Genomic DNA, 15311 nt, shown 5'->3' with positions numbered 1-15311 from the left:
GCGTTGCGGATGCCCTGGGTGAAGTAGACGCTGTGCCGCAGCCCCTTCTTCCAGTAGTCGACGCCGTGGATCGGCTCGCCGCCCGGGCGGATGTAGCCGCCCTCATGGACGGTGGAGAAGTAGCCGATGTGCAACGGACGGGGTTCGATGCCCTGCAGTTCGGCGGCCAGCTCGCCCAGCAGCGGGTCCATCTGGGTGGTGTGGCTGGCGCCCTTGGTCTGGAACTTGCGGGCGAACTTGCCCTCGGCCTCGGCCCGTTCGATGATCGCATCCACCTGTGCGGGCGGACCGCCGATCACGGTCTGGTTCGGCGCGGCGTAGACACACACCTCCAGATCGGGAAAGTCGGAGAACACCGTCTTGATCTCGTCGGCGGAATACTCCACCAGCGCCATCAGCCGGATGTACTCACCGAAGAGCATCTGCTCGCCCTCGCCCATCAAGTGCGAACGCGCGCAGATGGTGCGGGTGGCGTCGGCCAGCGACAAGCCGCCGGCGAAGTAGGCCGCCGCGGCCTCACCGAGCGACTGGCCGATCACCGCGGCGGGTTTGGCACCGTGGTGGCGCAGCAGCTCACCCAGCGCGATCTGGATCGCGAAGATCACCAGCTGCACGACTTCGATCGGGTACTGGCAGGTCTCCTCGGTGTAGTCGACCGAGTCGTCGAGGATCAGCTCGAGGATCGAATAGCCGCGCTCGTCCTGAATGAGGCTGTCCACCTTGTTGATCCACTCGGCGAACACCTCGTCGCGCAGGTAGAGGTTCTTGCCCATCTTGCGGTGCTGGGCACCGAAACCGGCCAGCACCCACACCGGGCCGTTGCTCACCGGTCCGTCGGCGCTGAACACCAGCGGGCTCTGCTTGCCGTCGGCGATCGCCCGCAGGCCCTTGACCGCCTCGTCGTGGTCGTGGGCCATGACGACCGCGCGGGAGCGGCCGTGGTTGCGCCGCGACAGCGAGCGGCCGATGGACTCCAGCGACGCCGCCCGGCCCGCCGGGCCGTCGACCCAGTCCGCGAGTTCGGCGGCGGTGGCGCGCTTGCGCGAGGTCAGGAATCCCGAAACGGTAATCGGCACAACGGGAACCGGCTTGTCGGCCGCCTCCCAGTCGGCGCGCGCGGCCTCGAGCAGTTCCAGCGCCTCGTCGGTGAGGCCGGGCAGTTCCGGCTCGGCGTCACCGGATCCGTACTCGGCGGCCTCGTAGTCGTAGGTGGCGACGAGCTCGTCCTCGTCGTCGTCCTCGACCAACACCCCGCCGACATAGACGGCGTCAGCGACCGGCGCGACCTGTTCCCCGCCGGGTTCCGAGTCCGGCTCGGGCTCAACGAGATCCGAGGGCAGCACCTCACGCAGCACCAGATGCGCGTTGGCGCCGCCGAAACCGAACCCCGATACGCCCGCGATCGCGTGCCCGCTGTAGCGCGGCCAGTCGGTGACGGTGTCGGCCACCTTGAGCCGGACAGCGTCGAAGTCGATGTAGGGGTTTGGTCCGGCGTAGTTGATGGACGGGGGAACCTTGTTGCGGCTCAGAGACAGCGCCACCTTGGCCAGGCTGGCCGCGCCGGCCGCCGACTCCAGATGCCCCACATTGGATTTCACCGCACCGAGCAGTGCGGGCTGATCGGCGGGGCGGCCGCGGCCGACCACCCGGCCCAGCGCGTCGGCCTCGATCGGGTCGCCCAGGATCGTGCCGGTGCCGTGCGCCTCGATGTAGTCCACGGTGCGCGGGTTGATGCCCGCGTCGTGGTAGGCCTTGCGCAGCACCTCGGCCTGGGCGTCCGGGTTCGGCGCGAGCATGCCGTTGGACCGGCCGTCGTGGTTGACCGCGCTGCCCGCGATCACGGCGAGGATCTCGTCACCGTCGCGCCGCGCGTCGGCCACCCGCTTGAGCACGACCACGCCGCCGCCCTCCGAGCGGGCGTACCCGTCGGCGTCGGAGGAGAACGACTTGATCCGCCCGTCGGCGGCCAGCACGCCACCGACCTCGTCGAAGCCCAGCGTGACCGCGGGGGTCACCAGCGCGTTGACGCCGCCGGCCACCACCACGTCGGCCTCACCGGTGCGCAGCGCCTGCACACCGGAGTGCACGGCCACCAGCGAGCTGGAGCAGGCGGTGTCGACGGCCACCGAGGGACCGCGGAAGTCGTAGAAGTAGGACACCCGGTTGGCGATGATCGAGCTCGCGGTGCCGGTGATCGCGTAGGGATGCGCGGTGCGCGGATCCATCATCGCCAGATAGCTGTAGTCGTTGGTGGAGCTGCCGATGTACACCCCGACGCTGCCGCCGCGCAGGCTGGACGCCGGGATGCGGGCGTTCTCCAGCGCCTCCCAGGTCAGCTCGAGCGCCAGCCGCTGCTGGGGATCCATGTTGTCGGCTTCCATCTTCGACAGCGCGAAGAACTCGGCGTCAAAACCCTTGAGGTCCTTGAGATATCCGCCTCGGGTGCGGGCCTTGGCGATCCGCTCGGCCAGCCTCGGCTCGTCCATGAACTCCGACCAGCGACCCTCGGGCAGATCGGTGATGGCGTCGCGGCCCTCCAGCAGCGCCTGCCACATCTCGTCGGGGGTGTTCATGTCCCCGGGGAACCGGGTGGACAGCCCCACGATGGCGATGTCGTCGACGTCGCGCCGCCGGGTCCAGTCCTCGTCGCCGTCGGCCTCGAGCTCCGGCTCGCCCTCGATGATCACCGTCGCGAGCGACTCGATGGTCGGGTGTCGGAACGCCACCGTCGCGGTCAGCGTCACGCCGGTGAGGTCCTCGATATCGCTGGCCATCGCGACGGCGTCGCGCGACGACAGGCCCAACTCCACCATCGGGACGGACTCGTCGACGGCGTCCGGTGCCTGCCCGGTGGCGTTGGCCACCCAGTTGCGCAGCCACTCCCGCATCTCGGGCACCGACATGTCGTTGCGGGGAGTGGTCAACTCCTGTTCGGGTGCCAGCGTGATCTCGTCGGGCGTTTCGGGCGTAGGTGATTCAGACATGAGACCTCACGTCGTGCGAAGGGCGCCACGGCAGCGGCCGACGTGTCGAACCGCACCCTGGTCCACTGAAGAACTTCCTTCTCGATGTCATTCCGCTTCGTCCGGGAAGGCGTTGGCCACCTTCCCGGACCGTAGGCTGCCGTCCAGGTAGGCCGACCGGCAGGCACTGCGGCCGATCTTGCCGCTGGAGGTGCGCGGGATCGCGCCGGCCGGGGTGAGCAGCACGTCCCGCACGGTCACACCGTGGCGCACCGCGATGGCGGCCCGGATCGCGTCGGCAACCTGCTCGATATCCATCTTGTGCGAACCGGGGGCCCGCTCGGCCACGATCACGAGTTGCTCGGAGGAGTCACTCGGGTCCCGTTTGAGACCGGCGTGGGCGTCGGCGAACACCTCGTCGGGCAGCTGGTTGGCAGGCACCGAGAACGCCGCCGCGAAACCGGTGCGCACCGCCTTGCTGGCCTCCTGCGCGGAGTACTCCAGATCCTGCGGGTAGTGGTTGCGGCCGTCGATGATGACCAAATCCTTGGTGCGGCCGGTGATGTAGAGCTCGCCGTCGTGGTAGGCGCCGAGGTCACCGGTGCGCACCCAGGTGGCGTCGTCGGTCGCGCCCTCGGCATGGGAGGGGCTGGTCCGCGACTTCAGGGTGTTCTGGAAGGTCTCGATCGTCTTCTCGGGTTTGTTCCAGTAGCCGGAGCCCATGTTGTTGCCGCTGATCCAGATCTCGCCGATCTGCCCGTCGGGCAACTCGGTGGCGCTCTCGTGATCGACGATCACCGCCCACTCACCGATGCCGATCTTGCCGGCGCCGGCCTGGGCCACCGCCTTGGGTGAATCGTCCGGCACCGGGACGAACCGGCCGGCGGCGAGTTCGTCGCGATCGACGGAGAGGATGGTCGGCTCGTCCGCCGACGGGGTGGTCGAGACGAACAGCGTGGCCTCGGCCAGCCCATAGGACGGCTTGATCGCCTTGCGCGGGAAGCCGAACGGGCCGAAGGCGTCATTGAACCGTTGGACGGTGGCCGCCGAGATCGGCTCGCTGCCGTTGAGGATCGCCTTGACGTTGGACAGGTCCAGCGGCTCCTCGCCCTCCTTGGGCAGCCCGCGTGCCGCCGCGTGATCGAAGGCGAAGTTGGGGGCCACCGAGATGGTGCCGCCGGTGTCCCCGGGCTGGCGGGCGATCTCGCGCATCCACCGGATCGGCCGGCGGACGAACGCGGCCGGTGTCATGAAGGTGAAGTAGTGGCCGATCAGCGATGGCAGGAGCGCGGTGACCAGGCCCATGTCGTGGAAGAACGGCAGCCAGGACACCCCCCGGTCGGCTTCCTCACCCTCCAGCGCCTCGATCACCTGCACCACGTTGGTGGCCAGGTTCAGGTGGGTGATCTGCACACCGCTGGGAACCCGGGTGGACCCGGACGTGTACTGCAGGTAGGCGATGGTGTCCTCGACCGCCTCGGGCACCTGCCAGGTTGCGCCGACCTCGTCGGGAATCGCGTCGACGGCGATGACACGGGGACGTTCCTTGGCCGGACGGCTGCGGAAGAACTTGCGCACGCCCTCGGCGGCCTCGGTGGTGGTCAGGATCGCCGACGGCTGGCAGTCGTCGAGCACGGCGTGCAGACGACCCACGTGGCCGGGTTCGGACGGGTCGAACAGCGGCACCGCGATGCGACCGGAGTACAGGGTGCCGAAGAAGGCGACGAGGTAGTCGAGGTTCTGCGGGCACAGGATCGCCACCCTGTCGCCGGGCTGGGTGACCTGCTGCAGCCGGGCGCCGAGGGCACGGTTGCGGGTGCCGAAATCGGCCCAGGTCAGCACCCGGGCGACACCGTCGCGCTCGGTGGAGAAGTCGAGGAACCGGTAGGCCGGCTTGTCGCCGCGGACCTTGGCCCAGCGCTCGACGTGCTTGACCAGGCTGGCGCCCTCCGGGAAGACGATCCGTCCGTCCTTGATGAACGGGTTATGGAAGGGCATACCACTCTCCTGTCGAAACACATCCTTCGCGGGCCGGGCGTCGCCGCGCTTCGCCCGTCATATCGCGGGCACCCGAAACCTCACAGATGGTACAGAGATCGGGGTGACCCCCGCCGGTGCGCCCGACCGGCGATGACTCCCGGTTGCTCTTAGTTTTTTCTTAATGTTAGGCGCAATCGCGGTGGCTACCAAATCGCTCGACCACCGGCGGTGCCCCTTCCTCAGCCGTGTTGCGGGTGCGGCGCGTTGTCGATGAGACCCCGCGCCCAATTCAGTGTCCACGCCGTGGCGGGCTGGCCGTCCAAGCTCCAGAATTGCGGCGTGTTGTACAGCGCGTGAACCGGCTGCCCGGCCCCGCCGGCCAGCACTTCCAGGGTGCCCGGCAGGTTGGTGATGCTGAACGCGCCCTGCGGCGCCGCGCAGATCAGATCACCGGCCCCGCAGATCTGGTTGGTGCGGTTGTTCAGCGCCCCGAACCCGCCCGGGCGCGCACCGCTCATCGTCAGGCCCAACTCGGACAGCACCGGCACCTCGTGCAGGGTGATCTCGGCACCCTGCCCCGGCGGGTTCGGCCCGACGTCCTGGCCGACCCCTTCCTGGCGGCGGCCGTCGGCGATCAACGTCACACCCAGCACCAGGTCCTCGTCCACCGGGCCGCGGCCGTTGCCGACGTCGCTGGCGATGTCACCGGCGATGACCGCCCCCTGCGAGAACCCGACCAGCACGAAACTGGTCAGCGGGCAGCGGTCGTTCATCTCGGTGATCGCCCTGACCGCGCCGCGGGTGCCCTCGGCGCGGCTGTCGTTGTAGGACATCTGTTTGTCCGCCGACAGCGGATTGTGGAACTGCGCGGTGTAGGGAACCGTGTAGATCTCCAACCGGTCGGTGCCGAACTGGTCGCGCAGCGGCCCGGTGACGTTGCGCAGCAGCGCGATGGGGAACTGGGTGGGATTCAGCGGGTCGTCGGTGGGTGAGGACTCCCAGGTGCCCGGGATGGCGATCAAGTTGACGTCCGGGCAGCTGGCGTCCTGGAACTCCGGCCGCGGCTTCTTGCCGCCCGGCACGCTGGTCGGCGGGACGGCGGTGGGCGGCACCGCCGACGGCGGCGACGCCGGCTTGCGCATCACCACCACGATGATCGCCACCACCAGGGCGACCACGACGGCCATCGCCCCGGCCGCGATGAGGCCGAGGATGCGGTGGCGCCTGCGCCGGTTCTGCGTGCTGGTTTTTCGGGCCATGTCTTCCTGCTAGCAGAGTGTCTCGGAGGCGATGCGGATGTAGTCGGCCGTGACGTCGTTGGCCCGGGTCTCGGCCGCGCGCTGCGGCGTCGTCGCCCGGAAGTCGGCGATGTCGCTGCGCACCTGCGGCGCGATGAAGTCCCACACCGCCTGCTCGCTCTGGCCGGCCGCCCGGGCCTGGCACACCGAGGACCCGATGCTCAGCGCGCTCAGCTCACTGGACGGCCGGACGCCCGCCGTGGTCAGGGCGGACAGATAGGCCTGCTGAGCGGGGCTTACGTCGAGCTTGCCGCTCTGCAGGGGGCCCGGCGCCACCGACAACGGCTGGCCCTCGGCCGAGGCGACGGCCTGGTCGGCGGGCAGCGCGACACTGGTCATCAGGTCGTCGCCGGAGCCGCACGCCGTCAGCCACCACGTCGCGGGCGCCAGCAGTCCGGCCGCCAGCGCCGCGGTTTTGCCGGCAGAGCGGCCGTCCGAGCGTTGCACGCCTCCACGGTACCGGCTGCCCGACGGTGCTCCCGGGCGCCGAACCGGCAAACGTGCGCTACCTGATGGCCGCCGCGATGTCGCCGGACATTGCCCCCAGCTGGCCGGCCCAGTTACCCCAGTCGTGCTCCCCGCCCACCGGGAAGTCGAAGTGGCCGTTGCGGCCGCCGAGCGAGCGGTAGTGGCCGTAGAAGATGCGGGCGCTGCCGGTGACCTGGTCACAGTAGCCGGCCATCGCCGGCGGGTCGGCGCAGGTGAAGGTCTGCGGGCTCCAGATCCACAGCCGGGTGTTGTTGTCCACCAGCAGCTGGGCGTGGACGTTGGGGTCGTGCCACTTCCACCGGCCGAGCTGGGCGGCGCCCCACATGGCCTGGGTGTTGACCCCGCCGAACTCGTTCATCCCGGCGGTGATGGCGCCGTTCTCGAAGGTCCGCGACGGGGTCAGGAACGCCGACAGCGCACCGGCGTAGCGGTAGCGGTCCGGGTGGAAGGTGGCCTCCATCATGGCTCCGGTGCCGCCCTGGGCGGCGCCGACGATCGCGTGGCCGCCGGGCGCGAGGCCCTTGTTGGCGGCCAGCCAGTTCGGCAGTTCGTCGGACAGGAACGTCTCCCACTGCCGGGTGCCGTCGGCCTCCCAGTTGGTGTAGAGGGTGAACGCTCCGCTGGCCGGGGCCACCACGGAGATGCCCTTGCCCGCGAGGGTGTTCATCGCGTTGCCCGCGGTCACCCAGTTGCTGACCGGGTCCCCGGCGTTGTAGGCGTCCAGCAGCACCACCGCGTGCGGGCCGCCGGCCAGGAAGGCCACCGGGATGTCGCGGCCCATGGCGGCCGAGGGCACCATCAGGGTCTCGACGCCGTCGGCGGCCTTCGTCGTGTACTTTCTCTCCACGAAGCTCTTGTCGCCAATCCACTGGCAAACCGACTTCGTCGTGACGCCTTGCTCCTCGGCGGTCCACGTTCCGATGAGCCACTCCATGTCGGCAATGTGTTCGTGAGCGGTCCCGCCATCCGTCCGCGTCTCGCGAACGGACGCCATTAGCCAGCGTCCGTCGGCTTTGGAGTGGACGACCGAATAGGCGCTGCTGGTCGATTCGCCGGAAGTCGGCTACTCGCGGGCCGATGCCAACCTGCAGGGGGCGTTCTCGCTCGGCGGCACGGTATTCAATGCCCGCTTCCGCTATACCGGCTCGCCGCGCGGCGTGCTGCCGCTCTACGACGCGCTTGCGCGCTCCGGCCGCATCGAGCACGTGCGAGTCGGCGCGCGTTAGCGGCAACTCACCGACCTCGGCAGCGTCGGGCGCGCTTGGGCGGGTGACGATCGCGAGCACCAGCGCCGATTCCTGGAAGGTGAAGGATTCCGGACTGATAAAGCCTTGCCGGGTGGCGAAGAAGGCTCCGGCAAAGCCGCCGAACATCGCCCCGGCAGCGGCGAACCCGACGCCCCAGGCAAAGCCGGTGAGCAGCGCGGGGGACCGCGGCGCCGGTCGCACCACGACGGAGCCGCTCGCATCGAGCGCCAGCAGGAACACCTCCTCGGCCGACAACGCGGTGAGCACCATCGGGGAGTGGGTCGTGGCGATGAACTGAAGCCGAGGGAACACCTTCTTCAGCGCCGGGATGAGCCGGAGCTGCCAGCGCGGGTGGAGGTGCTCGGTGCCCGCGAGCTCGAGACGGCCGCGCAGGTCGCCGCGTTCCCGCCCGGAGCGGAGGGCACCGACCCGGCCATCGCCCCGCGTCGCGCCCTGGACCAGCACGCCCTTCTCGTAGCGCAGCGAGGCCGACAGGCCGTCGATCTTGGGCTCCGCGGTATAGGCGACCGTCTCGGACGGCGAGATCCGCAGGAAGCGCCGGATGCGGGCGTCAAACTCAATCGCCTCGTCGTTCGAGAAGGCGTTGTCCAGGCTGAGCATTGGCACGCCGTGCTCCACCGGCGCGAACTGCTCGGCCCGCGCCGCGCCGACCCGCATGGACGGAGAATTGTCGCGCACCAGGTGCGGGAAGCGGGTCTCGATATCCAGGTTCCGCCGCTTCAGCGCGTCGTACTCGGCGTCGCTGATCGTCGGGTTGTCTTGCTGGTGATAGGCGATGTCGTGCGCGGCCAGCGTGTCGGCCAGGCGCTCCAGTTCCTCGACGGCCTGGGCTTCGGTGAGGTCGGCGACAGGGATCAGGGACACGGCGGCGAATCCGGACAGGCAAGGACGAGGCGGGACGTTAGCAACCTCCCCCTGACGGTGGGAGTCAGCGATGGACTTGGGGCGAATGGACCTTCAATCATCCCACCCAATTCAATCGTCATTCCCGCCCTTGTGGCGGGAACCTCTCTATCAGCCGCAAGTGCAGACGCGGCGGACCGCCAGCGGTCCGCTTGCATCTCACGTATCAGCTGAACCAGGGGTTCCCGCCACAAGGGCGGGAATGACGGGGAAAAGGCGCCGGCCAATCCAGCCCTAAGCCATCAACGCCCGAGCCGCCGCCCTCGCCGCTTCCGTGACCTCCGCGCCCGACAGCATGCGGGCGATCTCTTCCTCGCGCTGGGCGGGGGTCAGGGGCTCGACCTTGGTGCGGGTCGAGGTCTCGTCGCCGGACTTGGAGATCCGCCAGTGCGCGTCGGCCCGCGCGGCGACCTGGGCCGAGTGGGTGACCACCAGCACCTGAGCGTTGGCCGCCAGACGCTTGAGGCGCAGGCCCACCGCATCGGCCACGGCCCCGCCGACGCCCTGGTCGACCTCGTCGAAGATCATCAAGGGTTGCGGGCCGCCGCCGCGCCCGGCCAGGGCGGCCTTCAGGGCCAGGGCGAAGCGCGCCAGCTCGCCGCCCGAGGCGATGGCTTCCATCGGGCCGAATGGCGCACCCGGGTTGGTCGAGATCTCGAAGGCGACGCGGTCGAGGCCCGTCGGGCCGGCGCGGTCTTCCGCCAGCGGCTCCAGCGCGACGCGGAACTTGGCCTTCTCCAGCTTCAGCGGCGTCAGTTCGGCCTCGACCGCCTGGGCCAGGGCGTCGCCGGCCGCGCGGCGTTCGGCCGACAGGGCCTCGGCGGCGTAGAGATAGGCCTCGCGGGCCTCGGCGGCTTCCTTGTCGGCGGCCTTCAGCGCGTCCTCGGAGGTCTCGATGGCCTGGAGCCGAGCGGCGAACTCGGCGCGCTTGGCCGGCAGGTCCTCGACCAGAACATTCAGCTTGCGAGCCATGCCGCGTAGGGCGAACAGCCGCTCCTCGGCCTTCTCCAGGCGATCGGGCTCGAACTCGAAGGACTCGGCCACCGCGTCGATGGCGGCGCTAGCCTCTTGCGCCTCGACGATGGCGCGGTCGACAGCCTCGCAGGCGGCCGAAAGCCGGGTCATGGCGACGCCATCGGCGGGGGCGCCAGCCTGCAGAGCCCGGTCGCGGGCGCGCTCCAGGGCGCGGAACGCCTGGGCCAGCTTGCCCGACAGGCTGTCGCCGCCAAGCGCGTCCTGGGCGGCGGCGATGTCGGTGATGGCCTTCTCGGCCGAACTCAGCAGCGCCCGCTCCTCAGCCAGAGTCGCCTCCTCGCCCTCGCGGGGGTCCAGGCGGTCCAGCTCCGATAGGCGCAGGGTCAGTTCCTCGGTCTCGGCGGCGGCGCGGCCGGCGAGATCGCGCAGGCCGTCGGCCTTCTCACGCGCGGCGCGCCAGGCGCTCCAGGCCGAGGCGACCGCCGAGACGGAGACGCCGCCGAACGCGTCGAGCAGGCCGCGGTGGGTCTTGGGGTCGAGCAGGCCGACCGTCTCGTGCTGGCCGTGGACCTCGAGCAGCAGGCCGCCGAGGTCTTTGAGCACGCCGACGCTGGTGGCTTGGTCGTTGACGAAGGCTCTGCTGCGGCCGTCGGGCGACAGCTGCCGGCGCAGGACCAGATCCTCGTCACGGGCGTAGTCCAGGCCCTTGTCGTCGAGGTAGGCGAAGGCCGGATGGTCGGCCGGCAAGGCGAAGATCGCCGTGGCCGAGGCGTGGCCGGCGGCCCCTCGCCTCACCAGGCCCGCGTCGGCGCGCGCGCCGGTCGCCAGGCCCAGGGCGTCCAGGATGATCGACTTGCCCGCGCCGGTTTCGCCCGTCAGCGCGGTCAGGCCCTGGCCAATGGCGAGGTCCAGGCTCTCGATGAGCACGACGTCACGGATGGATAGGCCGATCAGCATGGGCGCAGGATCGCCGGGAATCAGAGTTTTTCAAAGCGCCAAGGCGGAACGAAACGGGATCGAGGGCCTCGATCCCGCCGGATCACATGCCGAGCACGCCCATCAGGCCGCCCTTCTTGGACTTCTTGGCGCCCGGCGGCGCCAGGGTCGCGTCCTTGTCCTTGGACAGCAGCCGCTCCAGCGCGTTGCGCTTGGCGCCGGCCTTCAGCGGCTCAACGGCGGGCTTCAGGCCATTATCGTTCAGCAGCTTGTAGGCGTCGGCGTACCAGCGGTCGCCCGGGAAGTTGTAGCCCAGCACGGCGCCATTGCGCTTGGCTTCGTCCATCAGGCCCAGGGTCAGATAGGCTTCGACCAGACGATAGAGGGCCTCGGGCGTGTGCGAGGTGGTCTGGTGACGTTCGATCACGGTCTTGAAGCGGCCGATCGCGGCCAGGGTCTGGCCGTTCTTCAGGTAATAGCGACCGATCGCCATCTCCTTGCCGGCCAGCTGATCATTGACCATGTCGATCTTCAGGCGCGCGTCGGTCGCGTATTCGCTGTTGGGATAGCGCTGGACGACGTCGCGCAGGGCGGCGAGCGCCTGCTCGGTGGCGGCCTGGTCGCGGTTCACGTCGACGATCTGTTCGAAGTAGCAGACGGCCTTCAGATAGTAGGCGTAGCTGGCCGACGGATTGCCCGGATACAGCGAGATGAACCGGTCGGCGTCGCCAATGGCGTCGGCGTAGTTGTTGCCCATGTAGTGGGCGTAGCCGGTCATCAGAATCGAGCGGCGCGACCATTCCGAATAGGGGTGCTGGCGCTCGACCTCGCGGAAATAGTCGACGGCCTCGTTCCAATTGCCGCGATCCAGGCGGTTCGCGCCCGTGGCGTACAGCAGTTCGACGGGGCGTTCTTCGTAGGCGAGGCTCGGCTTCTTGGACTTGCCGGCGCAGCCCGCCACCGACACGGCGACGAGAACAGCGGCGATAGTGACGGCCGAACGTCCCGAGAAATTACGAAGCACGGAGTCTCTCACCCTCGAAGCAAACGTGCGCCCCTGCGCCGTGCAAGGCTTCTACACCACGCCACGGAAGGCGCAAATGCGAACGCCGAGCCCCGACTTCCCGAGACGCTCTTAAACCGCTTGAGCCAGTTCCGACGCGAGGGCGCGCAGGCGCCAGGCGCGCGGCTGGGCCAGCAACGCTCGAACCACGGCGTTATTGAGGCCGTGACCGGCCAGAACGCCTTCGAAGCGGCCGACGATCGGCTTGCCCAGCACATAAAGATCGCCGATGGCGTCCAGCGCCTTGTGACGCACGAACTCGTCCTTGCGGCGCAGGCCTTCGGGATTGAGCACGCGGTCGCCGTCGATCACGACGGCGTTTTCCATCGAGCCGCCGCGGGCCAGGCCGATGGCGCGCAGAGCTTCGACGTCCCGCAGGAAGCCGAAGGTGCGGCAGTTCGACAGTTCCGAGCGGAACGAGTCTTCGTCGATCGCCAGGTCGACGGCCTGCCGGCCGATGGCCTTGCTGCCGAACGCGATCTCGAACGCGACCTCGAATCGGTCGGCGGGCAACAGCGCGGCGCGCTTGTCGCCCTCCTCGACCAGAATCGGCGCGAGGATCTCGATGTATTGGCGGACGGCTTCCTGCTTGCGGCGGCCGGCGCGGTCCAAGATCTGAACGAAGGGTTCGGACGAGCCGTCCATGATCGGCACTTCCGGGCCGTCCAGCTCGACGACGCAGTTGTCGATCGACAGGGCCGCCAGGGCCGCCATCAGGTGTTCGATGGTCGAGACGCGGACGTCGGCGGCGTTGCCGATCACCGTGCCCAGTTGCGTCTGGCAGACCGCCCCGGCGGTGGCGGGAACGCGGTTGTCGCGGTCATGCACGTCGGTCCGCACGAAGACGATCCCCGCGTCGGGGGCCGCCGGACGCACCACGACACGCACGTGCGCGCCCGTGTGCAGGCCGATCCCCGCGAAGATCACCGGTCCCGCGACCGTGTGCTGAAAATAACCCGAAGCCGACACTCGAGACCCTTATTGCTAGACGGACGAACCGTAGTCCGCCGTTTTCGCCCCGGATTAGCATGTAGGAGTGATGCTGCGTCGCGGCAAAGCAAGTCCTGTTTCGGATTGTTACGCTCTAAAACTATGATTTTATTTCACTTTTATTACGAACGCGCGCGCAGCGAAACAGAACGTCGCTCGACGATCCGCGGACGGTGATCTTGGGCGAGTCTCGCCTAGCGGCGGGGGAAAAGCAGGACTAGGCTCCGCCGCCAAAGGCATAACCGCTTCCAGGGTTTTCGGTTTCATGATCAAGAGCTTGCGCTTCGCGGCCTCCGCCGCCGTTCTCTCCCTCGCCTTGGTCGGAACGGCCCATGCGCAGGCGGTCGCGCCGAAGCCGCACGTCTTCACGGCCAAGGACATGGCGAGCCTGGATCGGCTCAGCGATCCCCGCGTCTCGCCGGACGGCCGCCATGTGCTCTATGCCGTGCGAACCATGGACTATCCGGCCAACAAGGCCTCCATGTCCCTTTGGGTCGCCGACCTGAAGACCAAGATGGCCCCGCGCCGGCTGAAGATCTCGGACGGCGGCGCCAGCAGCGGGCGCTGGAGCGCCGACGGCAAGTCGATCTACTTCGTTTCCAGCCGCGCGGGCGGAACCGACCAGGTGTTCCGGACCGACGTGGCCGGCGAGGCGGCCACCCAGGTCACGGCGACGCCCTTCGACGTCCAGGCCTACAAGATCGCGCCGGACGGCAAGGCGATCGTCGTCGCGATGGCGGTGTTCCCCGATTGCGCCGACCTCGCCTGCACCGAGGCGCGCCTCGTCGCCAAGACGGCGACCAAGGCCACGGGCGTGGTCTATGACCGCCTGTTCGTCCGCCACTGGGATACGTGGGCCGACGGAACCCGCAATCACCTGTTCGCCTATGCGCTGGACGGGAGCGGCGCGGCCACGGGCCAGCCGATCAACCTGATGAAGGGCTTCGATGGCGATACGCCGACGAAGCCCTATGGCGGCGATGAGGACTTCACGATCAGCTTCGACAGCAAGACGGTGGTCTTCTCGGCCAAGGTCGCCGGCAAGGACGAGGCCTGGACGACCAACTACGACATGTGGGGCGTCCCGCTGGACGGCTCGGCCAAGCCGGTCAACTACACCGCCGACAACAAGGCCTGGGACACCACCGGGCTCGCTTCGCCGGACGGCAAGCTGATCGCCTATCGCGCCATGAAGCGTCCGGGCTTCGAGGCCGACCGCTTCGCGATCATGATCTATGACGAAACGACCCAGAAGGTGCGCGAGCTGGTCCCGACCTGGGACCGCTCGGCCGACGCCATCGCCTGGAGCCGCGACGGCAAGACGATCTACGCCACCGCCCTCGACGTCGGCCAAGGCAAGCTGTTCGCCATCGACGTCAAGACCGGCAAGGTCACCGCCCTGACCGGCGAGGGCCACGTCAGCGCCTTCGACGTTGGGCCCGGCGGCCTCGTCTACGCCTCGGATTCGCTGAAGAGCCCGTCGGAGCTGTTCCTGCTGCCGGCCAAGGGCCCGGCGGTGAAGGTCGCCAGCGTGTCCAGCGAGGCGCTGAAGGACGTGGCCTGGGGCGAGCCCGAGCAGTTCAACTTCAAGGGCTGGAACGACGAAGCGGTGCACGGCTTCGTCCTGAAGCCCGCCAACTTCGACCCCGCCAAGAAGTACCCGGTCGCCTTCCTGATCCACGGCGGCCCGCAAGGCTCGTTCAGCAACAGCTGGTCCTACCGCTGGAACCCGCAGGTCTACGCCAACGCCGGCTACGCCGTGGTGATGATCGATTTCCACGGCTCGACCGGCTACGGCCAGGCCTTCACCGACGCGATCAGCCAGCACTGGGGCGACCGCCCGCTGGAAGACCTGCAGAAGGGCTGGGCCTTCGCCACCCAGAAGTATTCCTTCCTGGACGCGGACCGCGCCTGCGCCCTGGGCGCCTCTTACGGCGGCTACATGGTCAACTGGATCGCCGGGAACTGGAACCAGCCCTGGAAGTGCCTGGTCAATCACGACGGCGTTTTTGACACCCGCGCCATGGGCTTCGCCACCGAGGAGCTGTGGTTCACCGAGTGGGAGAACGGCGGCACGCCCTGGCAGCCCGGGACAACCTACGAAAAGTTCAATCCCGCCCTGCACGTCGACAAGTGGGTCAAGCCGCAGTTGGTCGTCCAGGGCCAGCTGGACTACCGCATCCCCGTAGAACAGGGCCTGGCGACTTTCACCGCCCTGCAGCGCAAGGGCGTGCCCAGCAAGCTCTTGTACTTCCCCAATGAGAACCACTGGGTGCTGAAGGCCCAGAACTCGGTGCAGTGGCACAAGGAAGTGCTGGACTGGCTGGACCAGTGGACGGGGAATACACGGCCGGGGAAGTGATCGCCGCAGGCGATCATCCCGGCGAAAGCCGGGATCCAGCCAAATCCCGTGTCATCCCGGCCGAAGCGCAGCGAAGAGCCGGGA

At 68.7% G+C, this 15311-nt stretch carries 10 protein-coding genes and 1 pseudogene; 2 read left to right on the top strand and 9 right to left on the bottom strand.

The genetic code is table 11. From position 1 onward, the window contains the following. From Q0379_RS06855 to Q0379_RS06835, 5 genes are all read right to left on the bottom strand, one after another. On the bottom strand, positions 1 to 2984 hold a 2984-nt coding region (locus Q0379_RS06855; RefSeq protein ID WP_299006134.1), incomplete at its 3' end, for a beta-ketoacyl synthase N-terminal-like domain-containing protein. A gap of 87 nt (positions 2985 to 3071) precedes the next feature. Then, positions 3072 to 4961, bottom strand: a complete 1890-nt coding sequence (fadD32, locus tag Q0379_RS06850) for a long-chain-fatty-acid--AMP ligase FadD32 (RefSeq protein WP_299006131.1) — start codon at positions 4959 to 4961, stop codon at positions 3072 to 3074. Positions 4962 to 5182: 221 nt separating this feature from the next. Continuing rightward, a complete protein-coding gene (locus tag Q0379_RS06845; RefSeq protein ID WP_299006128.1) occupies positions 5183 to 6202 on the bottom strand; it encodes a cutinase family protein in 1020 nt (339 codons plus the stop codon). 9 nt (positions 6203 to 6211) lie between these two features. Next, positions 6212 to 6688 carry a DUF732 domain-containing protein gene (locus Q0379_RS06840; protein WP_299006118.1) on the bottom strand — a complete coding sequence of 159 codons (477 nt, stop codon included), beginning with the start codon at positions 6686 to 6688 and terminating at the stop codon, positions 6212 to 6214. 58 nt (positions 6689 to 6746) lie between these two features. Next, a complete protein-coding gene (locus Q0379_RS06835; RefSeq protein WP_299006115.1) occupies positions 6747 to 7724 on the bottom strand; it encodes an alpha/beta hydrolase family protein in 978 nt (325 codons plus the stop codon). Positions 7725 to 7999: 275 nt separating this feature from the next. Here Q0379_RS06835 and Q0379_RS06830 point away from each other — a divergent pair, with 275 nt between their 5' ends. Next, positions 8000 to 8275, top strand: a complete 276-nt coding sequence (locus tag Q0379_RS06830; RefSeq protein ID WP_299006112.1) for a hypothetical protein — start codon at positions 8000 to 8002, stop codon at positions 8273 to 8275. A gap of 125 nt (positions 8276 to 8400) precedes the next feature. Here the strand turns inward: Q0379_RS06830 and Q0379_RS06825 are convergent. The 4 genes and pseudogenes from Q0379_RS06825 to lpxC form a co-directional block, all read right to left on the bottom strand. Beyond that, positions 8401 to 8862 (bottom strand): annotated as a pseudogene (locus tag Q0379_RS06825) (NAD-dependent DNA ligase LigA); the annotation flags it as partial. A gap of 273 nt (positions 8863 to 9135) precedes the next feature. Then, positions 9136 to 10833 carry a DNA repair protein RecN gene (gene recN / locus Q0379_RS06820; protein ID WP_299006109.1) on the bottom strand — a complete coding sequence of 566 codons (1698 nt, stop codon included), beginning with the start codon at positions 10831 to 10833 and terminating at the stop codon, positions 9136 to 9138. Between the two features lie 82 nt (positions 10834 to 10915). After that, complete coding sequence (locus Q0379_RS06815) at positions 10916 to 11848, bottom strand: outer membrane protein assembly factor BamD (protein ID WP_299006106.1); 933 nt, start codon at positions 11846 to 11848, stop codon at positions 10916 to 10918. Positions 11849 to 11947: 99 nt separating this feature from the next. After that, the gene (gene lpxC, locus Q0379_RS06810) at positions 11948 to 12844 is read right to left on the bottom strand and encodes a UDP-3-O-acyl-N-acetylglucosamine deacetylase (protein ID WP_299006103.1); all 897 of its coding nucleotides are present in this window, start codon (positions 12842 to 12844) and stop codon (positions 11948 to 11950) included. Positions 12845 to 13130: 286 nt separating this feature from the next. Here lpxC and Q0379_RS06805 point away from each other — a divergent pair, with 286 nt between their 5' ends. Beyond that, positions 13131 to 15227, top strand: coding sequence for a S9 family peptidase (locus Q0379_RS06805; RefSeq protein WP_299006100.1), 2097 nt, complete (start codon positions 13131 to 13133; stop codon positions 15225 to 15227). Positions 15228 to 15311 lie beyond the last annotated feature (84 nt).

Origin of the sequence: uncultured Caulobacter sp., from assembly GCF_937900395.1 — a bacterium.
In the GTDB taxonomy this organism is placed as follows: domain Bacteria; phylum Pseudomonadota; class Alphaproteobacteria; order Caulobacterales; family Caulobacteraceae; genus Caulobacter.
Note: the sequence above shows the minus strand (reverse complement) of the source record. Positions and strands in the feature narration are given on the sequence as shown.

What these genes read in the sequence shown, in the direction of transcription:
- Q0379_RS06845 (WP_299006128.1), bottom strand. Translation starts at nt 6,202, where the DNA reads ATGGCCCGAAAAACCAGCACGCAGAACCGGCGCAGGCGCCACCGCATC.
- fadD32 (WP_299006131.1), bottom strand. Translation starts at nt 4,961, where the DNA reads ATGCCCTTCCATAACCCGTTCATCAAGGACGGACGGATCGTCTTCCCG.
- recN (WP_299006109.1), bottom strand. Translation starts at nt 10,833, where the DNA reads ATGCTGATCGGCCTATCCATCCGTGACGTCGTGCTCATCGAGAGCCTG.
- Q0379_RS06835 (WP_299006115.1), bottom strand. Translation starts at nt 7,724, where the DNA reads ATGGCGTCCGTTCGCGAGACGCGGACGGATGGCGGGACCGCTCACGAA.
- Q0379_RS06805 (WP_299006100.1), top strand. Translation starts at nt 13,131, where the DNA reads ATGATCAAGAGCTTGCGCTTCGCGGCCTCCGCCGCCGTTCTCTCCCTC.